General features: G+C 49.1%; 20 protein-coding genes and 1 other RNA gene. 9 read left to right on the forward strand and 12 right to left on the reverse strand.

The features are described from left to right. Positions 1-8: 8 nt before the first annotated feature. Positions 9-572 (reverse strand): GbsR/MarR family transcriptional regulator, encoded by a 564-nt coding sequence (locus BUQ98_RS06745; protein WP_074213075.1) that lies wholly within the window; start codon positions 570-572, stop codon positions 9-11. 418 nt (positions 573-990) lie between these two features. On the opposite strand from BUQ98_RS06745, the gene BUQ98_RS17240 reads away from it, so the two are divergent. The 3 genes from BUQ98_RS17240 (at position 991) to BUQ98_RS06760 (ending at position 4,367) form a co-directional block, all read left to right on the forward strand. Then, positions 991-2,286, forward strand: coding sequence for a methyl-accepting chemotaxis protein (locus BUQ98_RS17240; RefSeq protein WP_074213076.1), 1,296 nt, complete (start codon positions 991-993; stop codon positions 2,284-2,286). Between the two features lie 53 nt (positions 2,287-2,339). Continuing rightward, complete coding sequence (locus BUQ98_RS06755; RefSeq protein WP_074213077.1) at positions 2,340-3,731, forward strand: HD-GYP domain-containing protein; 1,392 nt, start codon at positions 2,340-2,342, stop codon at positions 3,729-3,731. A gap of 159 nt (positions 3,732-3,890) precedes the next feature. After that, positions 3,891-4,367 carry a Dps family protein gene (locus BUQ98_RS06760; protein ID WP_074213078.1) on the forward strand — a complete coding sequence of 159 codons (477 nt, stop codon included), beginning with the start codon at positions 3,891-3,893 and terminating at the stop codon, positions 4,365-4,367. Positions 4,368-4,448: 81 nt separating this feature from the next. Here the strand turns inward: BUQ98_RS06760 and BUQ98_RS06765 are convergent, their stop codons facing one another. The 3 genes from BUQ98_RS06765 to BUQ98_RS06775 are packed head-to-tail and all read right to left on the reverse strand — an operon-like array spanning position 4,449 to position 7,347. Continuing rightward, positions 4,449-5,312: a DUF2861 family protein gene (locus BUQ98_RS06765; protein ID WP_083605223.1), complete on the reverse strand. Its 864-nt coding sequence runs from the start codon at positions 5,310-5,312 to the stop codon at positions 4,449-4,451. Then, positions 5,309-5,953, reverse strand: a complete 645-nt coding sequence (locus BUQ98_RS06770; RefSeq protein ID WP_074213080.1) for a response regulator transcription factor — start codon at positions 5,951-5,953, stop codon at positions 5,309-5,311. The genes BUQ98_RS06765 and BUQ98_RS06770 overlap by 4 nt, the downstream gene beginning before the upstream one ends. Continuing rightward, positions 5,950-7,347 (reverse strand): ATP-binding protein, encoded by a 1,398-nt coding sequence (locus BUQ98_RS06775; RefSeq protein ID WP_074213081.1) that lies wholly within the window; start codon positions 7,345-7,347, stop codon positions 5,950-5,952. The genes BUQ98_RS06770 and BUQ98_RS06775 overlap by 4 nt, the downstream gene beginning before the upstream one ends. A gap of 367 nt (positions 7,348-7,714) precedes the next feature. Between BUQ98_RS06775 and BUQ98_RS06780 the strand changes: the two genes are divergently transcribed. Beyond that, complete coding sequence (locus tag BUQ98_RS06780; protein ID WP_074213082.1) at positions 7,715-8,647, forward strand: zinc dependent phospholipase C family protein; 933 nt, start codon at positions 7,715-7,717, stop codon at positions 8,645-8,647. Between the two features lie 20 nt (positions 8,648-8,667). Continuing rightward, on the forward strand, positions 8,668-9,066 hold the full coding sequence (locus tag BUQ98_RS06785) for a hypothetical protein (protein WP_254813885.1): 399 nt from the start codon (positions 8,668-8,670) through the stop codon (positions 9,064-9,066). 709 nt (positions 9,067-9,775) lie between these two features. On the opposite strand, the gene ffs is transcribed toward BUQ98_RS06785, so the two are convergent. The 3 genes from ffs to BUQ98_RS06805 all read right to left on the reverse strand — a co-directional run bounded on the left by ffs (position 9,776) and on the right by BUQ98_RS06805 (position 11,189). Continuing rightward, positions 9,776-9,872, reverse strand: an RNA gene (ffs, locus tag BUQ98_RS06795) — signal recognition particle sRNA small type. A gap of 124 nt (positions 9,873-9,996) precedes the next feature. Then, positions 9,997-10,728, reverse strand: coding sequence for a VP0952 family biofilm-associated protein (locus BUQ98_RS06800; protein WP_074213084.1), 732 nt, complete (start codon positions 10,726-10,728; stop codon positions 9,997-9,999). Between the two features lie 41 nt (positions 10,729-10,769). Next, a complete protein-coding gene (locus BUQ98_RS06805; protein ID WP_074213085.1) occupies positions 10,770-11,189 on the reverse strand; it encodes a YbaY family lipoprotein in 420 nt (139 codons plus the stop codon). A 99-nt stretch (positions 11,190-11,288) separates the two neighbouring features. On the opposite strand from BUQ98_RS06805, the gene tesB reads away from it, so the two are divergent. Then, entirely contained in the window at positions 11,289-12,152 is an 864-nt protein-coding gene (tesB, locus tag BUQ98_RS06810; protein WP_074213615.1) for an acyl-CoA thioesterase II, read from the forward strand. An 88-nt stretch (positions 12,153-12,240) separates the two neighbouring features. Here the strand turns inward: tesB and BUQ98_RS06815 are convergent, their stop codons facing one another. Genes BUQ98_RS06815 through BUQ98_RS06825 form a run of 3 tightly spaced genes read right to left on the reverse strand, consistent with a single transcriptional unit; the run spans position 12,241 to position 16,264 of the window. Further along, on the reverse strand, positions 12,241-14,001 hold the full coding sequence (locus tag BUQ98_RS06815) for an ABC transporter transmembrane domain-containing protein (protein ID WP_074213086.1): 1,761 nt from the start codon (positions 13,999-14,001) through the stop codon (positions 12,241-12,243). Beyond that, positions 13,994-15,754, reverse strand: coding sequence for an ABC transporter transmembrane domain-containing protein (locus BUQ98_RS06820; protein ID WP_074213087.1), 1,761 nt, complete (start codon positions 15,752-15,754; stop codon positions 13,994-13,996). Before BUQ98_RS06820 ends, BUQ98_RS06815 begins: the two co-directional genes overlap by 8 nt. A 42-nt stretch (positions 15,755-15,796) precedes the next feature. Further along, a complete protein-coding gene (locus BUQ98_RS06825) occupies positions 15,797-16,264 on the reverse strand; it encodes an Lrp/AsnC family transcriptional regulator (protein ID WP_074213088.1) in 468 nt (155 codons plus the stop codon). 130 nt (positions 16,265-16,394) lie between these two features. On the opposite strand from BUQ98_RS06825, the gene BUQ98_RS06830 reads away from it, so the two are divergent. Beyond that, positions 16,395-17,459 carry a PLP-dependent cysteine synthase family protein gene (locus BUQ98_RS06830; protein WP_074213089.1) on the forward strand — a complete coding sequence of 355 codons (1,065 nt, stop codon included), beginning with the start codon at positions 16,395-16,397 and terminating at the stop codon, positions 17,457-17,459. 14 nt (positions 17,460-17,473) lie between these two features. On the opposite strand, the gene BUQ98_RS06835 is transcribed toward BUQ98_RS06830, so the two are convergent. Together BUQ98_RS06835 and BUQ98_RS06840 are read right to left on the reverse strand one after the other, a co-directional pair. Beyond that, on the reverse strand, positions 17,474-18,163 hold the full coding sequence (locus BUQ98_RS06835) for a response regulator (protein ID WP_074213090.1): 690 nt from the start codon (positions 18,161-18,163) through the stop codon (positions 17,474-17,476). Beyond that, positions 18,160-19,833: an ATP-binding protein gene (locus BUQ98_RS06840; protein WP_074213091.1), complete on the reverse strand. Its 1,674-nt coding sequence runs from the start codon at positions 19,831-19,833 to the stop codon at positions 18,160-18,162. The genes BUQ98_RS06835 and BUQ98_RS06840 overlap by 4 nt, the downstream gene beginning before the upstream one ends. Before the next feature lie 194 nt (positions 19,834-20,027). Between BUQ98_RS06840 and BUQ98_RS06845 the strand changes: the two genes are divergently transcribed. Together BUQ98_RS06845 and BUQ98_RS06850 are read left to right on the forward strand one after the other, a co-directional pair. Then, the gene (locus BUQ98_RS06845; protein ID WP_074213092.1) at positions 20,028-21,005 is read left to right on the forward strand and encodes a tripartite tricarboxylate transporter substrate binding protein; all 978 of its coding nucleotides are present in this window, start codon (positions 20,028-20,030) and stop codon (positions 21,003-21,005) included. A gap of 78 nt (positions 21,006-21,083) precedes the next feature. Continuing rightward, positions 21,084-21,557: a tripartite tricarboxylate transporter TctB family protein gene (locus BUQ98_RS06850; RefSeq protein ID WP_074213093.1), complete on the forward strand. Its 474-nt coding sequence runs from the start codon at positions 21,084-21,086 to the stop codon at positions 21,555-21,557. The last annotated feature ends 3 nt before the right edge of the window (positions 21,558-21,560 follow it).

Here is a 21,560-nt window from a genome sequence, read left to right on the forward strand (position 1 = left end):
TCAGGAGTTTAACTACCCGATTCTTCGTTGGATTTGCTGTGAAACAACTTGCCCGACAGCTCAAGGAGCTTGCCGACGCTGCTGCCCAGCTTCATCAAATTTTTCAGATGTTCAGGTTTCATTTGCTGAACATCATCAAACCAATGGTTAAACAGCTCTAAAAGATCGTGGATCTCATGCAGCTGCGTCACCGCGTGACTGTCTGCGTCATCCTCACTTCGCATGAAATGCGAGCGCAGCATGGATAAGGTAGGGTCGACTTCCCGCTTCTTCCTTTCGGCGAGAACTTGCTGCGCCAACTCCCAAATAGTGCCATTAGGCACAAAGTAATCCTTTCTATCACCGGGAGTACGCTGAGAGCGGATCAAGTGCCAGCCTTGTAACTCTTTGGTTGCCATACTGACATTGCCACGAGAAATAGTGAGCGCAGAGACAATATCGTCAGCACTTAGCGGGTGCTCACTAAGCACGATCAGCGCAAGCATCTCGCCGACCGAGCGATTAAAGCCCCAACGGCTACCCATTTCACCGAAGTGCATAACGACATTTCGTAACTCTTGTGACAGCTCCATCTTGATCTCCCTCGCAGTACGTCTGAGAAATAATACGGAGTTTCTTTGTGGGGGATCAATGAAAATTTGGAAATTTCAGAAATTATTGAAAATAGAAAAGCGAAGTTGTAACTAAAGGTAAGGAGAGATTGTAAATACGTTACACTAACGAGCGATAAAACATGATCGAAGTCACACAGAGTACGTATGCATCAGGAGAAAAGAAAGGGCCAAAACACACATAGATACACAATTGTGGGATTTATAAACAGAGCGTCTCTCAACAGAAATGGTTTTTGATACTGGAACCACGATTTGGGAGGGGTACTATCACGTGAAAAACACCACAAGGTTCTACACTTGTAAATGTGCGCAGTCTTATAACTATTCAACATGACGCGCCTATCATTAATACCTGAACAAAAGGAAGTTTGCTGTCATGTTCAAAACGACGCAGCGAGAGCTGGACACCTGTCGCTCCGAAAAAGCCGCTCTCCAAGCAGAACTCGATGCTATCAATACGCATATTGCAACCATTACATTTACACCCGACGGTATCATCACCGGTGTTAACGACAAACTCTTAAGTATTATTGGCTACGCCCGCGATGAGGTCATCGGCCAGCATCACCGCACTGTATGCTTTGACGAGACCAGTCAGGCACCCAGCTATCGGCAGTTTTGGCAATCACTCGCGCAAGGAAAGTCACAAAAAGGGGTTTTTCGTCGCCGCCATCAATCCGGGCAAGAAATTTGGCTGGAAGCGACTTATGTGCCAATCAAAGATGCCAGCGGCAATGTAGTCAGTATTCGCAAGTTAGCCGCTGATGTCACCAAACAGCACCAGGATTCACGCCGACAAGAAGCAATATTAACGGCCATTAACCGCTCACTCGCGGTGATTGAATTTGAGCCAGATGGTTCCATTATCCGCGCAAATGATAACTTTCTCGCTGCAGTGGACTACCAAGATAACGAGATTAAGGGCCAACATCACCGTATGTTCTGTGATCAGGGCTTTTACGATGAGAACCCTGATTTCTGGGCGGATCTAGCGCGTGGGCAATTCACTTCTGGGCAATATTTGCGCCGCGATAAATATGGCAACGAAGTTTGGTTAGAAGCCACCTATAATCCCGTTTTTGATGCAGAAGGGAACGTTCATCGGGTGATCAAGTTCGCCACCGCCATCACCGATACGGTGAAACGAAACCAAGCAGTCAACCAGGCCGCAGAGCTCGCACAAGCGTCTTCCGAACAAACACTCAGCCATAGTGAGAATGGCAGAGCCCTGTTACAAGAAGCGGTGAAATTATCACAAAACGTTACGGAGCAAGCCGTTGAGGCGGCGAACCAAGTCAATCAATTAAGCGAACACGCACAAAGCATTGAAAACATAGTAACCACCATTAAACAGATAGCAGAGCAAACGAACCTCTTAGCTCTCAACGCAGCCATTGAAGCCGCACGAGCCGGCGAGCAAGGACGTGGGTTTGCGGTGGTCGCCGATGAGGTCCGCGGGTTATCACAACGCACCAGCAAATCCACCACCGAAATTGCGGATGTGGTCGATGAAAACCTGCAACTCATTAAAGGAGTCAGTGAGGCGATGGAAAGAGTCACTGAGCAATCTTCAATGGGGCAAGAAAAAGTGACCGCTGCCGACACTGTGATGGCTGATATTCATGCTGGTGCAGAAGAAGTGTCGGCCACCGTTCACCGCCTCACCCATTAAAAGCACGCCTACAGCATCAGAGAATGATGGGCGAAAACGGATAAGGAAACACGATGCAGACCCGGCGAAGTGACACGACAGAGTTGAAGTTATCGGAGCTTATCCTCGCTTTGAGCACAGCGCTGGACATGACGGAAGGACAACCACCCGAACACTGTATGCGCTGTGCTTGGTTGGGGATGAAGATCGCTGATGCATTGCGGCTAAATGATCAGGAGCGTCACGACCTTTTCTATACTCTGCTGCTCAAAGATGCAGGCTGCAGTAGTAATGCGGCGCGCATCTGTGAGCTGTATCTCACCAATGATTTGACCTTTAAGCAAAGCTATAAAGTGGTCGATGGTAGTTTATCCAGTGTGCTCAATTTCGTGCTTAAAAATACTGGGGTTAAGCAAGGCTTTATGCAAAAGCTCTCGACCACACTTGATATCATCCGTAACGGTGATATGTATGCACAAGAGCTAATTGAAACCCGGTGTACCCGTGGTGCCGATGTCGCGCGCGATCTGCGTTTCAACGAAACCGTCGCTGAAGCCATCTATGCGCTTGATGAGCACTATGATGGAGGCGGCCGTCCAGACCAATTACAAGCAAACCAAATCCCCTTTTTTTCACGCATCGCACTGATGACACAAGTGATTGATGTGTTCCGAACAGAGTCAGGAATCGATGCCGCACTCAATGAACTAAAAAACCGTCGCGGCACTTGGTTTGATCCCGAGCTCGTCGATACCTTTTTGCTTGTGGCTCGCGATCCACAATTTTGGCAGCAACTGGATAGCCCTACGTTAAAAGAAGAAGTGCTGTCGATGACGCCTGCCGACACATGCATTTGGGTTGACGATGATTATATGGATGACATCGCGGCTGCCTTTGGGCGTATTGTTGATGCCAAAAGCCCTTTTACCTCAGGTCATAGTGAACGTGTTGCTGTATACGCCAGCTTAATTGCTGACGAGTTAGACATCAGTGAGCAGGATAAGAAATGGTTAAAGCGTGGCGCTTTGCTGCATGACATTGGCAAATTAGGGGTGAGTAATGACGTGCTCGACAAGCCAGGCAAACTTGATGACGATGAGTGGGAGCATGTCAAACGACATGCAGCGTTGAGCAAAACGATTTTGTCTCAGATTCACCAGTTTGAGCACCTTGCCAACTTCGCCAGTGCCCACCATGAAAAGCTCAACGGCTGCGGATATCCAGAGGGGATACAAGGCGATGAAATCTCCCTGCTCACACGCATTATTACCACCGCAGATATTTTTGATGCCATCACCGCTGAGCGACCCTATCGTGGTGCTATCCCGATGAACAAAGCCTTATCTATCATGAAAGAAGAAACAGGCACAGCAATCGACGCACGCTGCTTACAGGCTTTAATCGCGGGGTTAGAGCGTCTACCTGAACACTTTATTGTTCATGACGATACATTGATCACATCATAGGCACGCCCTATCACGTATATAGGTTAACTCCATTTTCTTTTTTTATCTCGGATAGTTACTCTATCCACATCGTTCGGAACAACACCGTTTCCAGTGCTTGACGCTCGCGACTATGCGATGGGTCAAACACCTTGATTTTGCCACTTAAGGAGGCATTAGATGAGTAAACAAGCAGCATTGATCGGACTAGACAGCAGCAAAGCCGCAGATCTAGGCGCACGTTTGGATACGCTATTGGCGAATTACCAAGTGCTGTACACGAATGTGCGTGGTTTTCACTGGAACATTAAAGGCAACGACTTTTTCGAACTACACATTAAATTTGAGGAGATCTACACGGATCTTCAAACCAAAATCGATGAAGTGGCCGAGCGCATTCTCACCATCGGTGGCACAGCCGAGCACCGCTTCAGCGAATATCTCAAGGTCAGTGAAATCAAAGAGCACGCACCAGAGGCGAACGGCCAAGCGGGCTTACGCGCCATTGTTGATGGGTTTAGTGTATTAATTGGCTTACAACGCGACATCATGAACCTCGCCGGTGAAGCCAACGACGAAGGGACATCCGCGTTGATGAGCGATTACATTCGCGAACAAGAAAAACTGCTTTGGATGTTCAACGCTTACCTTAACTGATCAACACTCAGTATAAGAATCGGTAATCCATAATAAAGAGGCCCGCGTGAATGCGGGCTTCTTTGTGCACGGTTAACCCCCTCACTCATTCTTAACGGATCGAGTCAGTGGCAACGCCAACCACTCAACATATTTCACTTTGATCGCGCCTTGATACTCAAAGTGGCTGACGGTTGCACTGAAGTGCTCGGCATTGTCAGGCGATGTTGATGGGAGTTTTATCATCGTTGGCGCGTGGGAGGTTTCTGAGCGACCGGACACATAAATCGGCGTTTGCTCAACCCAGCGATAGGCATCGTCAAGCCACAGCCAGTGCGCAGCTGCCGGCGAGCAACTCGAAGGCGTATCGGGTAAATCGAACGACAGTTGTTTTTCGGGATGGCCAATCAGCTTTACCCATGGCCGACGAGGCAGCCCATACACCACCAAACTATAGTGCTGACCACCCATTGTTAATTCATAAACACCCGGGATAATTGGAGTGAGTAATCGATCTGACTCTATTTCTTGATAACCGCTTTTCGCGTTCAAGATCTCATTGAGCACCGTTTCTCCGGTTGGATCAGTGAGTGTCAGCAGCGTGTTACGCTCGACCTCCTCTGCGGAGAGCTTAATTTCATAACCAATACTTGACGCGCCTGCCCAGCGCATAAAAGCAATAGTCAGCCCTTGAGGGACCCCTTTGCCATTGGGCTCCGTTAACTGTTGGCCACAATCTGTTTGATTGATGATCGCGTGCTTTATCTTAGACCAACGCTCAGTCGGTATTGTCTGCTGAGACAAAGCAAACATAAGCTCTTGCCACGCCACCTTTGGTCGATCAGCCAACAATGCTTGGTAGGTTTCTTGCATCGGAGTTTTAGGGAGCCATGCTTGCTCAGCTCGGACATTAACGCTTAGTACCATGCATACAATGACCAGTAACCGGTATCTATTTATCTTCATTGCGCCACCAACCTGTACCCCACCCCGCGGTGAGTTTCGATAGCCAGGTCGGGAATTTTTTGCCGCAAACGCAATACATGATTATCCACGGTACGCGTCGTCGGAAAGGCTTGATAGCCCCAGATTTTATTCAGTAGCTCCTCTCGGTGGAAAACTCGCCCTTGGTTTTGCAAAAGTAACAACAGTAAATCAAACTCTTTGGGCTTTAGCGTGACCGCTTCGTCTTGCCAATATACCGCGCGTGATCCTGGCTCAACCTTAATCTCGCCGTAGAGCAATTGGCTTTCTCCAAGAGGGCGAAGCTGTGCATAAATACGGGCCAGCAACTCTTGATGCGCAAAGGGTTTAACCACATAGTCTTTGGCCCCTGCCATTAAGCCTTCAACACGTTGCTCTACTTCTATTTTTGCGGTCAACACAATGACAGGCAACGCTTTCAAAGCCAGCCAAGTGGGCAAATGTGCCAAGCTATCGCCATCCGCAAGTTGCCGATCTAAGATCACTAAGTCGGCGTGATACCAATGCTTCTCAACCTTTGCGCTTTCCATCAGCCAAGTACAACTGAAGCCTTGGTTTTCCAAAAACTGGCGTAAGCCCTCACCCAGTAATTTATCGTCCTCAATCAATAACAAATGGCTCATTGGGGTAACTCCAAGATGCAGCAAGTCGGATGCCGTTTGAGCAATAGCTTTCCGCCCATTTGACGCATTAAACGCGCCACCAAAAATAACCCGATCCCCATATTGTGTTCAGATTTTGGCGCTTTACAACGTCGCCATAATCGCTGCCACCATGAAGGAAACATACCATCATCATAGACACAAACACGCACGCGCTTACCGACACAGACTCGGATCCAAACCGTTTCTCCGCCATGCTGATGTGCATTTTTAATCAGGTTTTCCAAGCAAATAGATAACCAGTAAAACGGTAAGGTTAGCGTGCGGTCGTCTTCTAGCACATAGTCAATGCCAAAGGGTTCACACACATGATCGAGCCAATCAGAGACTAATGCGGTTTGGGTCTTAAATTGTTCACTCTTGTCAGTGCTCAAATACCCTTTGCTGGTTTCGGTCAGTTGACTCAATCTTTGATGATCGGCCAGTAACCGCCATAACACATCTTGCGCATCTTCGCTTAAGTGATCGAATTGATTTCGCAGCATTTCGACCGTTAACCCTAAGCTCGCAATCGGCGTGCGCAACTCATGCGTCAGTAGTTGAAGAATAAATTGCCGTTCTCGACGCTGTTGATAGCGATCGTAAAGGCTACGAGCAAGCCCGACCACCAAGGCGATAAAGATCATGACCAGTACTGCGGTAAACACACCTTGATAGGCTGGATGCAACTGGTTACAGATATTGCCGTAGCGATAATCGCACCCCGTCGCGTCGGTCGACAGGCTCAGTCGATAGTGTTCAGCAATGGGCGACCACACCGATTGGGGCAACACCTTCCAACCCAATTCCCCATTCAACCACAGCTGATGATCATCTAGGTACGCTCGGTAACCACTGAGTAACGCGTCACGCCCCTGAGCACTCAGGGCGCTTAATGCTTGGTGCAGCGGATGCTGTGTATTATCAAGTGTTAGGCGTTGGGTTATCTCTGGTGGCGGCGATGCCATAGGATGCTCAGCGAGGTAGCGGTCAGCGTAACTGCCTCCTGCGGGGTGCAATAGTGGGTTTTCGACAAACCATACCGGCGGCAGTGACCTCCCGCTGCACAGTGCGAGCTCAAAACGCTGAGCAATCAATAAATGTGGATCAACAATGCGGGGGTTGGCCTGACACCGTTGCACAACCTGATGCAACGCAGCGAGATCTTGCCAGTCGAAACGCTCAAAGCCTGGATACTGCGCTTGGCTTTCCAAGAGATTTTGCGAATAGGCATTAAGCGATGGCTGAGCTACCACCAAGGTACCCGCTTGCCACGCTTCATCATAAAAGCCTTTGAGTTGCGTTTGCAGCTCACTGGCTGCCGATTGGCTGCTTAATAAAGCGAACAGTAACGCAACTAACGCTCGAAAAACCAATCGACTCTCCCCAGACCTATCATTGCGACTCCTGATTAAATCATAGCTAAGCGGTAAAGGGGTGTGTCACCCGAGTGTCAACATCACCGTTCATCAAGGGGACAACGTATCGCATGAATACATCATAAGAGGGGCACACGGCGAAGCATAAGAAAAAAAGAAGATGTTGCCAACACCATAAACCTTCAAAGCTAAAAATTGAGAACAATGGTTTACGATATTTATGACACCATAAGTTTGCAAATTCGTTTAGTACTGAAGATGCAATTGTGTAGCCTTTAAATCTTTGTCTCTTATAAGATTTAAGTCAAAAACAACAAGCGCATTACATAGTAAACTCAATCACTCAGTATGAAGGGAGAAGATTATGCCAGGCGCTTTTGCTCATATCACTGCAGTTAACGTTGCTTCTGCGAACAACGTTTTGATGTCTCTAAAAATGTCCCTAGCAGCAAAAAAGGCTTTAGCTCAAAACAAAAGGTATTTGGAGCTAGGTTGCGTCAGCCCTGATTATCCTTATCTGGTTCTGATGGATTCAGCCCAAAACAAATGGGCTGACGAAATGCATTACAACAATGTCGGCAAGTTGATAAGTGCTCTCGTTCAGCAAGTGAAATCAGTAAATAGCGAACATCACGAAAAAGCCTTTGCATGGTTATGTGGCTTCGTCTCACACGTCGCTGCTGATATTACCATTCATCCCGTGGTTGAGATGAAAGTTGGTCCTTATGCTAAAAACGCTAAAGCCCACCGTGTTTGTGAAATGAATCAGGATGCCTATATCTGGTCTTCTCGATTGAGGCTGGGCGATATTGGCATGGCTGATCGTGTAAAAGAAAACATAGGCAGCTGCGTAGATATCAACAACGACAGTGCCATTGATCCAATTATCAACGACATCTGGCACATCGCACTCAATGCTGCCTACCCAGACTACGCCAGTGAATGTCAGCCAAACATCAACGCTTGGCATCAGGGTTTCCAAACAGTTGTAGATAACGCCGAGGAATCCCATCGATTGTTTCCTTGGGCTCGGCATGTTGCTTCACAACAGGGCTTAACCTACCCCCTTCCCGGTGAAGTCGATACAACTTTTATCGAAAGCCTCGAAACGCCCGATGGTGCTAAACACTATGACGAGATTTTTGATAAGGCCGTCGACACAGTCCAGTTATTTTGGGAGAAAGCCGCAGCAGCTGTGTTTGAAGACGCCGAAACAGACTTCTTCAAAAATTGGAATTTAGATACAGGTCGCTGTGAAAACGGCCAGCTGACAGCTTGGGGGAATCAATGCGATTAATCACTGCTCTTGTAATGCTTATGGCTATAGCGTCTTGCTCCACGCAAGCTAAATACTCGAATGAAGTGATGTATGACATGGCATCTATTCTTAAAGATGTATCCCAAGCTGTTGACGGTGAGCTTAAGTGGGGAAATACCGAAGGACTCAGCCAAGAAAAGATTATCTCAAATGCCACCTTGACCAACCCCAGTCAACTACCAGAGCTCGAAGTGCTCGCCAAAGAAGCGAAAGTGACTAACTATCGATTACTACAGGAGTTTCAAGGGGGCAATGCGGTCATGCTGATATGTGACGGTGACGTGGCACTTATGGAGGACGCTGGCTGCAACGCCGAATTTGACAAGATCTATTGGAAGTCGCCGAGACCAAATACCTGTAGCATTAACCTTGATGCCGCAGCACTTTGCTCAAACTAAAGCCTTATTGAGGGTAAGCCTGTCCTTGCCCTTCAATTCTGCCTGCAATTGCCCACGAGACATTAACGCCAGCGCTTTGGCTTTTCGCACCCCGATAGACACATGAATCCGTTGTGGTAGAAGGCTAACCCACTTGATGTCACCACTTTGAGCAACTGTACTTGCATAACATTTATGCCAACAATACCTGTATAACAGTGCAACAGCTTTAGATTGTATAGGACTGAATTAACTCTGATTTGGTTATCGGTTACCAGTTAAAGAGGACATCCCAAAGACTTCGCTACAGCCATCTTGCCGACAAACTTCCGACGATACTCATCCCCGTCAATTTAACTGGCAGGCTTTATCTCCAGAAATGCCTCACTCCCACCTTTATAGCTAACCCAAAAATCTGGCGTTTAAGGCAACTTTTTGCCTTCAAATTGATAGTAAAAACCTTCTGGCTGAGCCTCGAAACACACAATTTCTTTGCAATATTCGAGTGAAAGCAGGTATCGAACTCTAATGAGGATTCAACGGTAAGAATGGTACTGTTCTTTAAGCTTCAGAACTTAAAGTGATTTTTGACGCGGGAGTGCTTTAGATTGCGACGATACATGGGCGTTTACCACATGTTGTTTTATTACAAATAAATGTAGTTGTGCAAGTTTATGATGCTAATTGCAAACTTATGGTGTCAGAAAGAGAAAGTCACAAAGGGCGGAGACCTCCCCAGCTACATCCCGGCACACACGTCCCAAGCGCGAGCTGCTTCCTTCCGGACCTGACCCAGTACACAAGATAGTGTTGCGGGAGAACCAAGGAGGCCTCCATCGATATGTCGTTAAGCTTGCTTAACTGCGGGGCATTATGTGGCATGGCCGAATGCAATGCAAGAAGGATTCAATATCTCGGTGATTAACTGTTGATCTTCTAAGCAATTGTTCTTTATTCGTCATCAGGATCGTCCATAAGTAAGTACTCTCCAACCCAAATAGCTGCAAGCATAGCAGCCCATGCCACCAGTAAAGACATGGTTAACTGCCAGGGGGCAACCCAGGTAATCACCAAAAACGGTATCCCAGGCAATACATGCAACGCAAGATGGCGAGAACGCGCAAAATGAGGAGTCATCCCTACCCATTGCAGTAACCAAATCATGGCCACGATCGAGGCACTCCACAGTGCGGATGGCCACCCCACGGTTACGGCTAAAATGGGTAACACCAACCAAGCACCGTGTCGCGGCGGTTGATAGCCAGGCCAATAAATAATCGCGAGCCATACCCCGAGTAATGCCACGATTTGAAGCGCCAATAGCCAAGGTGAACCCCCTAATTTTGCTTCAGACTGCAACGCCATCATGCCTGCAAACATGGCAATCATCACAGCCCCCAATAGGTATTTAACGTGTGGGTGCCTATCAGGGTTAAACCATAACGACAATGCAGGCAAAAGCAATAAAGTACTGGCCGCCAGTAACGCCGGTAATTGGGGCAATGCATAAGCAAACGCCGTCATCGCCAGGACCAATAACCAACTAGCCACTTTTTCGGGATAGAAGAAGAATAACGAGGGGGCAACGATCGCCAAACCATGCAGCGAATAATCAGCACTGATACCCGCTGCGACCGCTATCGTTGCAACCAATGAGGGCCATATAAACGAGGTGATCCGCATGCACACTCCTTGTGCGGTGATTAGCACCTTTAGTGTAGCGATTAGTCGCTAGCACGTACCAGCATTAGCGTAGGATCATAGGTGTGATTCGTATCCGTGATCACTTTATTGACAGTGTTAGTGATAAATAAAAGACGCTCACTCACATCCACTTGTGCAGTGATCACATAATCATGCGAGGCAGAAATTTGGCGAGGATCATAGTTGAGAGAAAAATGCAGGGGGACTTGTTGCCCTTCAGTCACAAACGATTGACGACTGATTACCTTGCCTGGTGCATTCATATTTTTCATTTCCACCAAACGGACCGTCACACTGGCATCGTCAGGTAAGGCAAGGCGTTCACGGTAGACTAGCCCTCCTGAAATACTAGCCAAATCATTAGGCTGGCTATTCCCTGAACAGGCAGTAAACACTAAGGCAGTGAATAAGGCGAATAACAGAAACGTTAGTTTCTTCATTAAAGAATCCTCACTGAAGCGCGTTCAAATGCGGCAAAAACACTAAGGTTATGATAGCTTGAACAATAACAATGGAAGCATAGCATGAATCAAGGACTTATGAGCCAACCACTAAAAGAACTCTTACAACTGCTGCAGCTTGAGCGATTAGACACAGGCCTCTACCGCGGCCAAAGTGAGAACCTTGGGCTACCCCAAGTGTATGGCGGGCAAGTGATTGGACAAGCGCTATCCGCCGCGAAAACCTCGGTAGACCCCGTTCGCTTTTTGCATTCATTCCACAGTTATTTTCTGCGTCCAGGCGATCCTGAACAGCCGATCATCTATGATGTTGAGATACTCAGAGACGGAAAAAGTTTCAGTACACGGCGAATAAAAGCCGTACAGTACGGGAAGCCGATTTTTTATCTCACCGCTTCTTATCAAGAAGAGGAAGAAAGCTTTGAGCATCAAAACACCATGCCGACAGACGTGCCAGCGCCCGAGACCTTGCGCTCGGAGCAGTCACTTGTCAATGATATCGCTCACAAGCTTCCCCCTAATGTGGTCAAAGCCTTTGGGGGTGATAAGCCCATTGAGGTACGTCCCGCGACGGTGATCAACCCACTTAAGCCCCATGCCGCGCCGGCTAAGCAATATCTGTGGATCCGCGCCAATGGTGAAGTCGGGGACGATTTTCATGTCCACCAGTATTTACTCGGCTATGCCGCCGATTGGGGCTTTTTGGTCACGGCGTTGCAGCCTCACGCAGTGACGCTGCTTACGCCGGGCATGAAAGTGGCCACCATTGATCACTCGATGTGGTTCCATCGTCCGTTTAGAATGGATGAGTGGCTGCTGTTTGCCATCGAAAGCCCCTCCGCCAGTGGTGCGCGTGGCTTTGTACGCGGCGAACTTTTTAATCAGCAAGGCGATCTTATCGCCTCAGCGACCCAAGAAGGCTTGATGCGTAAGATCTCCTAACCATCAACGTCTCGAGCGTGAGTGAGTCTGAGCAACACAAAAAGGGGCATTGCGCCCCTTTTTGATTGCTTCACTCATGGCTGGACCGCTACACCTGCGCCTCTTCCTCCAGTGCGGCTAAATGCGCGCTGGCTTGCTGGAGTTGATACATCTGCCAGTAGCGACCTTGCTGACGCAGCAGGCTTTGATGACGCCCTTGCTCAATCACGCGGCCACGATGCAAGACGAGGATGTTATCGGCCTCGGCAATGGTCGATAAGCGGTGCGCAATCACCACCACTGTCATCTGTTGGCGTAACCGATTCAGCGCCTGTTGCACAAGCTCTTCAGTACCGGAGTCGATATTGGCGGTGGCTTCATCAAGGATCAGAATTTTAGGCTGACGCACTAACACGCGCGCCAGAGCCAACAGCTGGCGCTGACCGGCAGAAAAGGTCATTCCGCCCTCACCAAGTAAGATATCCAGCCCCGCTGGCAACCCTTTCACGTAATCTGCCAACGCCACTTGTTCGAGCGCATGCCAGATTTTTTCATCGTCCAGCGTCTGCCCCAGCGCGATGTTTTCTCGCAAACTCCCGGTCAGCATGTGCGGGTCTTGTTGCACCATGGCAACGCCCTCACGCAAGCTTTGATGACTCAAGCTTTCGATCGGTAATCCACCCAGCGTCAGCGTCCCCTCACCTGCGCGATAAAACCCCATCAGTAACGACGCCAAAGTTGATTTACCGCTGCCCGTATGTCCCACCAACGCAAGAAAGCCGCCCGCAGGGACGTCTACATTCACGTCTGACAACACCGGTGTTTCACCATCATAGGAAAACGATACATTCTGCAGTGCAATGGCTCCATCAGGGATCGGCGTGGTGTCATGGCCATATTGCTCAGGCGGCGTATCCATCATTTCGAAAAGCCGCTCACCGGCCGAGATAGCCTGCTGAAGCAGTGACAGTTGCTGCATCATTTCAATCAATGGCTCGGTGATCCGCCCCAAATAGCTTAAAAAGGCGTACAGCACCCCGACCCCAATTACTGCTGTGCCGCTAAAACCGAAGATCGCCACCAAAGACAGCAACGCGGCCCCTGCCAATAAATCAATCAAAGGGCGAAGATAGATCCCGTTCAGGCGTTGAATAGTCACCATGGCATCTAGGTGATCCGCAGTCATATCACTGAATCGCGAGGAGAACGCCCGCTCTTGCTGCATTAGCTGAATCAAATTCATGCCGAGCACAGATTCGTTCATCACCCCGTTGATGTCTGCGAGTCGATCTCGCGCCCGACGATACGCAGGCGCTGAACGTTTTTGATAGCGCGCCATCACCAGCACCACACACGGCAGTAGCACCAACACCACCATTGTCAGTTGCACACTGAGCATCAGCATCGCCACCAGCATCACACCAATCAGTGCGATGTTACGTAAAAAGGTAGAAAGCACCGACACATACAGCTCTTTTAACGACTCGGTGTCATTGGTCAAGCGCGATACAATCCGCCCCATTGGCACGTAATCAAAGGCTGACAGAGGCTGTTTAATCACGTTGGCGAACACCGCTTTACGAATACGTTGAATGATGGCCACCGCCATGGTGTTAAAACGCAGCTCGTACTGATACTGAAAGCCCGCGGAGACAATGGTCGATACGATATAACCCACCGCCAGTGCCCACATGATCACCGCCGGATAATGGTCTTTGGCGACATAATTATCGAGAAAGATTTGCACCAAATAAGGCCCCGTCACTTCGGCCACAGCCGCCACCAGCAAGAAAACCGTGGCAATCACAAATTGACGCCTGTCGCGGCGCATGTAGGTTAGCAATCGAAATAAGATCTCTCGCTTAGTCATGGCGCGGTTCCTCATCGGCTTCCAATGCCGCTTCCAGCTGCTGATATTGGTGCATTTCTTGATACCATCCTGGCTGTTGAATCAATTGGCGATGCTGGCCACGCTCTCGGATTTGCCCGTGGCTGAGTACCACAATTTCATCGGCGTTTTCGAGTGCCGATAAGCGGTGGGCTATCACAATCGTGGTACGGGTGTGCTGATGCTGTTGCAGGTTCTGCAAAATGCGGTGCTCGGTGTCACCGTCAACGGCTGACAAGGCATCATCCAAAATCAAGCACTCCGCTTCCACCAACAAAGCGCGGGCAATGGAAATACGCTGCTTTTGACCGCCAGATAAGGTGATCCCTTTTTCACCGACTGCGGTTTGATACCCGTGCGGCAGCTGACGGATGTCTTCATCAATACAGGCAAGTTTCGCCGCCTGTTCGATTTCCGCTTGGGTCGCATCCGGACGACCAAGAGCGATGTTTTCCGCAATCGAGCGCGAAAACAAAAACGGCGTTTGCGTCACTACCGCAAAACGTTGTCGCCATGACGACAAATCAGCCTCCGCTATCGACACATCACCATAGCGAATATCGCCCTTTTCAAGCTGGGTCAGATGAAGCAGCAACTGCAATAAAGTTGATTTGCCACTGCCGACTGGGCCGGCAATCCCCAGCATGGCCCCAGGCGGGAGCGTCACATGGATGTCGTTAAGCGCAAAACTGTCATCCGGTTGCCACTTAAACTGCTCAATGGCCAGCGTCAACGGCTGCATGGTGTCAGGCAACGGCGTGTCACCACCAACAATGTCCGGCTGTTCTTGCAGCAACGCATCAATCCGCGTCCAAGCGGCACGCCCACGCTCAATGATATTAAACAGCCACGCCACTGCGAGCATCGGCCAAATCATCAAGCCTTGATACAAGGTAAATGCGGTAAGATCCCCAAGCGAAATCTCACCAGTGGCGACCATGTAGCCGCCGCCAGACACGGTTAGGAAAAACGAAGCACCAATGGTGCCTTGGATCACCGGCGAAAACAGCGCATCCACCCGCGCCACCGCGAGGTTTTTCTCCCCGGTACGATCGGCAACTTGATTAAACTGATTCATCTGGTGCTGCTCTAAGCCGAATGCGCGCACCATACGCACCGCCGACAGTGAGGACTGACTCACTTCTGACAGCTCAGAAAACGCCGCTTGCGACTCGGTGAAGGTGTGATGCAAACGGCGACCAAAGCGATTGACCAGCACCGCCATCACCGGCATCGGTAACAGGGCTAAGAGTGTGAGCTGCCAGCTAATTTGGCTCACCATCACAATGAGCACGGCGACGCCTGTGATAATAGAATCCCCAGCGGTCAGGACCCCTTCACCGGCCGTCATTACCACCGCTTTCACATCATTGGTGGAACGCGCCATGATATCGCCACTCGGATAGCGACGGAAAAAATGCGGGGATTGGCGGGTAAAGTGATCATAAAGCCGATTGCGCAGCACAGTGCCAAGTTCAGCCGCGGCACCAAACAGCCACACTCGCCACACAATGCGTAGCACATACACCACCACCCAAATGGCCAGCATGCCTGCGAGTAGCCACATCAGTAGCTCAGTCGAAATCTCTCCCGCGACCACGCCATCAACCACATGGCCCACGGCCATCGGAGGGATAAGCTCGAAGACAGAGACAAATACCAAAATAATCATGGCACCGACATAACGACGCCATTCACGTTTAAAAAACCAGCCTAACTGCCAAAACACCTTCATGAGGTCTCCTTTTTATCCCCGCCTTTTTATCATCAGAACGACCTATCGGATCGGTAAGGCGGTGGTGTACTTAAGCGCTTCCATGGCGAATGTTGATGTCACATTATTCAGACTTGGCACAGAATTGACCAGCTTTTTATAAAAATGATCAAATCGAGTCATATCAGCCACCTGCACCTTCATCATGTAATCATATTCTCCCGCCATACGGTAGAATTCCATCACCTCTGGGAACTCGGTCACCACCTCGGTAAAGGTCTTGTACCACCGCTCACTGTGATCATTAGTTTTGATGTGGACGAAGGCGGTAAACGCGAGGCCAACGGTTTCGGGATCAAGCAATGCCACCCGACCACGGATCACCCCTTGTGATTCCAGCCGTTTCAGCCGCTTCCAACAGGGAGTCGTGGTTAGATTAACCCGTTCGGCCAACGCAGCCACAGACCAGTTGGCATCTTCCTGCAGCGCCGCGAGTAAAGTGCGATCTATCTCATCTAAAGTGATAGCCATAAAAAATTATTTCCACCAATCGTTATATAGGAGTTTATTTTTCTCTTTTGTTGGCATTATAGAGCAAAAATAGCAAGGTTTTTATCCCACGCTTTGCGTAAACTGGTGCTAATTACGCATTCGGAGACGCATGATGACAACCCCACATCCTTGCCATACTTGGGTCGGTAACGCGATTCGCCTCATTGAAGCCGACTTTAAACGCTCTGCAGATACTCATTTAATTAAGCTCGATCTCCCTAGCTTTACGGACATTGATATCTATCTGAAAGACGAGAGCACTCACCCGACCGGCAGTTTGAAGCACCGCTTGGCGCGTTCTTTGTTTTTGTACGGCTTATGTAATGGTTGGATTGATGAGCACACCACCATCATTGAAAGCTCATCGGGCAGCACCGCCATTTCCGAAGCGTATTTTGCTCGCCTGATCGGCTTGCGTTTTATTGCCGTGGTGCCGAAAAACACCGCGTGTAAGAAGATTGAGCAAATCCGTTTTTATGGCGGTGAAGCGCACTTTGTCGAGCGCTCAGATCAGATCTATGCCGAGTCTCGTCGCCTTGCTAAGGAGCTCAATGGCCATTACATGGACCAGTTTACGTATGCCGAGCGAGCGACCGACTGGCGTAGCAATAACAACATTGCCAACCGCATTTTTGATCAAATGCAGTACGAGCGCTTTCCGATCCCTCGCTGGATTGTGATGAGCCCGGGCACCGGTGGCACCTCAGCGACCATTGGCCGCTACATTCGTTATCGTTGCCAACCCACTCAGCTGATGGTGGCCGATGCTGAGCATTCGGTGTTTCACGATTACTACCTCACCGGCGACAGCGCACTGACCACCGATAAAAGCAGTCGCATTGAAGGGATTGGACGGCCACGTGTCGAGCCCAGCTTTATTCCCGGCGTGATTGATAGAATGACCACAGTGCCGGACACTCACAGTATCGCCACCATTCACTGGTTAGAAAGCCAGCTTGGCCGCAAAGCCGGCGCGTCCACCGGTACCAACCTGTACGGCGTCTTGATGTTGGCAAATGAAATGCGCGCCAACGGCGAAAAAGGCTCTATTGTCACCTTGCTATGTGACAGCGGCGAGCGCTACCTAGACACCTACTACAACCCTGATTGGGTACGCGAGCACATTGGGGATCTCGACCAAGCGACTCATGATTTACAGACCTTGTTGGGGTAATAGGCACAACAGCCTTATGGTTTGTGGTAGCGACGCTCCGGGCGACCGACGCTACCATAAGCCACCTCAGCGCAAAGCTCATCTCTTCCGACCATATATTCCAAGTAACGACGCGCTGTTGTTCGGCTTGCGCCAATTTGCTGCCCAACCTGCTCGGCATTTAGCGCTATCGTGGGAGCATTTAAAACCTCACGAATTTTATTCAGTGTAATCGCGTCTATGCCTTTTGGTAGTCGCGGTGAATAAGGTTCGCTCTTCTCCTTTACGCCCGACGCCAGTAGACCATCAACTTGGCTTTGAATGAGTGAATCCATATTTGCAAGCTTTTGAACATGCGTAGAATATTGGTTTAAAGACGTTTTTAATCGCTCGAAAACAACGGGCTTTAAAATATAATCAAATATACCGTTGTGCATGGCGGTGCGAAGAGTCTCTACCTCCTTAGCTGCCGTCACCAATATCACATCTGTATGCGCACTCTTGGCGCGCAATTCCCTCAGTAACTCCAGACCTGTGCCCTTGGGGAACTGATTGTCGAGAAGCAGTAATTGAGGTCGAAATACATCAAGCAAGTCTCTTGCATCATCCAAGTCATGGGCAATTCCCACTACATCAAACCCTTCGATTTTATCGATAAAGCGACGCTGAATCTCTGCAATTTTCGGATCGTCTTCTGCAATGACAATACTGATTAATTCTGTCATGTGTTGTCCTGATATGGATGTTGATCGAGCTCTTGCCATTTAGCTCTAGGTATATAAACCGTAAAGCGGCTTCCTGATAATCTACCTTGCTTATCACGCATATTCGGCTCAACTGTTACGATACCACCTAGGTGTGCAACTTGACGCTGAACTAAATCCAAGCCAATGCCATGACCATCGGTCTCTTTTGTTGTGTAACCACGCGTGAATATCGCCTCTGCTTGTTGGTGAGATAGACCTGCCCCCTGATCATTCACTTCGAAAATAAGCTCTTTACCGTAGTCAGAAAAACTCAGTGTGACTTGGCCATCGGGACCATAATGGTCCAGCGTTGCTTCTAGGGCGTTATCAACGAGGTTACCTAAAATACTGACCAGCTGCTCACGCGGCAAAGCCTCTGGCAAATCCTGCATATGGCTTTCTTTATCAACGGTTAATCGTAAACCTAACTCTCTTGCTCGATTATATTTACCCAACAGGCATCCCGCCAGAATGCTATCTGAAGTGACCTGCATCACCCGTTGAATAAAGGATTGGTGGCCTGAGGTTTCCTGGCCGATCATTCGCAACGCCTCATTTGTCGCCCCCATGTGGATCAGTCCAGCAAGAGTATGTAATTTGTTGTTGTACTCATGTGCTTGGCTGCGCAAGGACTCCGCATACTGTTTGATTCGCGTCAGCTTACGGCTTACCAAATCCACCTCGTCTTTCAACCTAAAGCTAGACACGACCCCCGTGATGAGACCGTTTTGCCGCAATGGAATCCGGTTAACAATAAGATTGTGATGATGAAGCCAAATCTCTTGATCAAAATCAGGCTCTCCCTCCACCAGTACAGTTTCCATTCCGGTGTCGGGTAATACATCCGTAATATGACGACCAATGTAGGGTTGGTCTTCTGGTAACGCCAGTGTCTTTATGGCTGCATGGTTAAATGTGGTGATATGCCCAGATTGGTTAATCGCAACAATCCCTTCGCGAACAGTTTCTAATGTCACATTACGCTCCTGAAACAGACGCGCAATTTGCTCAGGCTCGAGATTGAAAATCGCTCGACGAAAATGATTAGCGAATAAGATCGCGGTAATAACACTAAAGATAAAGGCTGCGAGGATGGCGAAGAACATTGTACTGGTGTGATGTATGACGATTGCATCAACAGTGTCTAGTAAGTACCCCACCGAGACAATGCCGATAATCGATTTCCCGTCAGGACTGAAAATAGGCGCCTTCCCGCGCACAGACCAACCCACACTTCCCTCGGCTTGCGCAATGTACGCTTGACCATGAATCAGCGCAGGGGCATTGGTATCTCCGTCATCATCGGCCATCGATTTCCCTAAACGATCAGGTAAAGGGTGAGCAAGCCGAATCCCCACCTCATTGCCAAACACGACAAACCGTGCTTGAGCCGAACGTGCGAGAGCAACACTTAAAGGTTGCAAAAATGTTGAGTTCTCTTTTGATACGGCTTCAACCACATCAGGCATCGCCGCGATCGTCATCGCGACCCGCATCGCTTGCTGACCAATTTGCTCATTAAGGACTCTATCGAGGTAATTGATAGCAAAGTAGCCAAGCGTCCCTGTTTGTAGGATGGCAATCACACCTAAAATCAATACCATGCGCTGCTTTAGCTTCAAGCGACGCAATGAGAGAAACTGACGCATTGTGGTGGCGAGCTCCTTTCACCCAAGCATTCTCATGTTCTGTTAGTTTATCTGCGTTATGTTTTTATTGCAGTGAACAATATGAACAAAACCACCAAAACATTTTTTATTCACATTATTTTTACAATATATGAAATGCTCAACAACAGCATTAGAGTCCTCATGAGGAAGCAATCAATACATGAGGAATCACAATGTTCAAGCAATATCGAAAAGGTAAATCAACAGCCATCATCGCAGGTGTGATAGCAGCCGCGCTAAGCATTAACGTCCAAGCGAGCGTCGACAACATTCATTTTCTAGTACCAGGTGGCGCGGGTGGTGGTTGGGACAGCACAGCACGTGGCGTCGGGGAAGTACTTTCTAAATCTGAGCTTGTCGAACAGGTTTCGTACGAGAACATGTCCGGCGGTGGCGGAGGTAAGGCCATTGCGTACCTGATCCAAACCGCTGAGCAATCTACCGACACGTTAATGGTTAACTCCACACCGATTGTGATCCGCTCTCTTGCCAAAGTTTTTCCGCAATCGTTTCGTGATTTGACCCCAGTAGCGGCCACTATTGGTGATTATGCTGCGTTCGTTGTACCCAAAGACTCAAAATACCAAAGCTTTACCGATCTTGTGGAGCAATACAACAACGATCCTCGTTCCGTTTCTGTTGCCGGTGGGTCAGCGCGCGGCAGTATGGATCATTTAGTGGCAGCGCTTGCATTTAAAGCAGGTGGCGGCGACCCACGACAAGTCAAATACCTCGCCTATGATGCCGGAGGAAAAGCCATGGCAGGGTTGCTATCAGGCGAAACTCAGGTGCTCTCAACCGGTTTAAGTGAAGCGTTGACGCTTGCAGCAGCAGGTGAAGTTCGTATCCTCGCGATGACAGGGGAAGAGCGCTCTCCCGTTGCACCCAATGTGCCTACCCTCAAAGAGCTGGGCTACGACGCGACGTTTGTCAACTGGCGTGGCTTTTTTGGCTCCCCAGAAATCAGTCAAGCACGTGCGAAAGAGTATGCACAAGTACTGGGTGAGATGTATGACACACCTGAATGGAAATCCGTGCGCGATCGATACGGCTGGACCGAAATCTATAAGCCTGGCGACGAATTCATGCACTTTCTTGAACAACAAGAAAAAGAAATCGGCGCCTTGATGACTGAGCTTGGTTTCATGTAATCGCCTTACCGCAGCGTCGCCATGCTTCTTGGCGCGCTGCTTCTCCATTTTATTGGTTCATCTAGAGAGGGAGCTCCAATGACGATAACCAAAGACCATATCGGCGGCCTAATATTTCTGAGCTTTTCGCTTGCTTACGGTTATTACGCTAATCAAATAGCGCTTATTCCTGGCGATGAGTTTCAGCCCTTTCATGCCCGCACCCTCCCCAACTTTCTTGCCGTATTAGGGAGTGTGCTCGCGCTACTACAGTTGCTCACCGCCACAAAAAGTCGACACTCAACGCTTTCATTAGCCGGCTACGATTTTTGGCTCATGAGCAAACTCTTATTATTGATGGTCGCGTTTTCGCTTGCACTGAAATGGGTCGGTTTTTTGGTATCCACCGCGCTGTTTCTTGCTGGCGGTTATTGGTTGCTTGGTGAGCGGCGCCCCAAAGTTATTCTCTTGGCCTCCGTCCCTTTTGCTATCAGCTTCTGGTTTTTATTGACCCAAATGCTCGATATCTATCTAGCTCCTGGTCAACTTTTTCGCCTAGCACAAGGAGGGTAAGCG

This window comes from Salinivibrio sp. ES.052, assembly GCF_900141775.1.
Classification (GTDB): Bacteria; Pseudomonadota; Gammaproteobacteria; order Enterobacterales; family Vibrionaceae; genus Salinivibrio.

Excerpts from the sequence above, each read along its gene's own strand:
- BUQ98_RS06745 (WP_074213075.1), bottom strand. The coding sequence starts at position 572 with ATGGAGCTGTCACAAGAGTTACGAAATGTCGTTATGCACTTCGGTGAA.
- BUQ98_RS17240 (WP_074213076.1), top strand. The coding sequence starts at position 991 with ATGTTCAAAACGACGCAGCGAGAGCTGGACACCTGTCGCTCCGAAAAA.
- BUQ98_RS06755 (WP_074213077.1), top strand. The coding sequence starts at position 2,340 with ATGCAGACCCGGCGAAGTGACACGACAGAGTTGAAGTTATCGGAGCTT.
- BUQ98_RS06760 (WP_074213078.1), top strand. The coding sequence starts at position 3,891 with ATGAGTAAACAAGCAGCATTGATCGGACTAGACAGCAGCAAAGCCGCA.
- BUQ98_RS06765 (WP_083605223.1), bottom strand. The coding sequence starts at position 5,312 with ATGAAGATAAATAGATACCGGTTACTGGTCATTGTATGCATGGTACTA.
- BUQ98_RS06770 (WP_074213080.1), bottom strand. The coding sequence starts at position 5,953 with ATGAGCCATTTGTTATTGATTGAGGACGATAAATTACTGGGTGAGGGC.
- BUQ98_RS06780 (WP_074213082.1), top strand. The coding sequence starts at position 7,715 with ATGCCAGGCGCTTTTGCTCATATCACTGCAGTTAACGTTGCTTCTGCG.
- BUQ98_RS06785 (WP_254813885.1), top strand. The coding sequence starts at position 8,668 with ATGGCTATAGCGTCTTGCTCCACGCAAGCTAAATACTCGAATGAAGTG.
- BUQ98_RS06800 (WP_074213084.1), bottom strand. The coding sequence starts at position 10,728 with ATGCGGATCACCTCGTTTATATGGCCCTCATTGGTTGCAACGATAGCG.
- BUQ98_RS06805 (WP_074213085.1), bottom strand. The coding sequence starts at position 11,189 with ATGAAGAAACTAACGTTTCTGTTATTCGCCTTATTCACTGCCTTAGTG.
- tesB (WP_074213615.1), top strand. The coding sequence starts at position 11,289 with ATGAGCCAACCACTAAAAGAACTCTTACAACTGCTGCAGCTTGAGCGA.
- BUQ98_RS06815 (WP_074213086.1), bottom strand. The coding sequence starts at position 14,001 with ATGACTAAGCGAGAGATCTTATTTCGATTGCTAACCTACATGCGCCGC.
- BUQ98_RS06820 (WP_074213087.1), bottom strand. The coding sequence starts at position 15,754 with ATGAAGGTGTTTTGGCAGTTAGGCTGGTTTTTTAAACGTGAATGGCGT.
- BUQ98_RS06825 (WP_074213088.1), bottom strand. The coding sequence starts at position 16,264 with ATGGCTATCACTTTAGATGAGATAGATCGCACTTTACTCGCGGCGCTG.
- BUQ98_RS06830 (WP_074213089.1), top strand. The coding sequence starts at position 16,395 with ATGATGACAACCCCACATCCTTGCCATACTTGGGTCGGTAACGCGATT.
- BUQ98_RS06835 (WP_074213090.1), bottom strand. The coding sequence starts at position 18,163 with ATGACAGAATTAATCAGTATTGTCATTGCAGAAGACGATCCGAAAATT.
- BUQ98_RS06840 (WP_074213091.1), bottom strand. The coding sequence starts at position 19,833 with ATGCGTCAGTTTCTCTCATTGCGTCGCTTGAAGCTAAAGCAGCGCATG.
- BUQ98_RS06845 (WP_074213092.1), top strand. The coding sequence starts at position 20,028 with ATGTTCAAGCAATATCGAAAAGGTAAATCAACAGCCATCATCGCAGGT.
- BUQ98_RS06850 (WP_074213093.1), top strand. The coding sequence starts at position 21,084 with ATGACGATAACCAAAGACCATATCGGCGGCCTAATATTTCTGAGCTTT.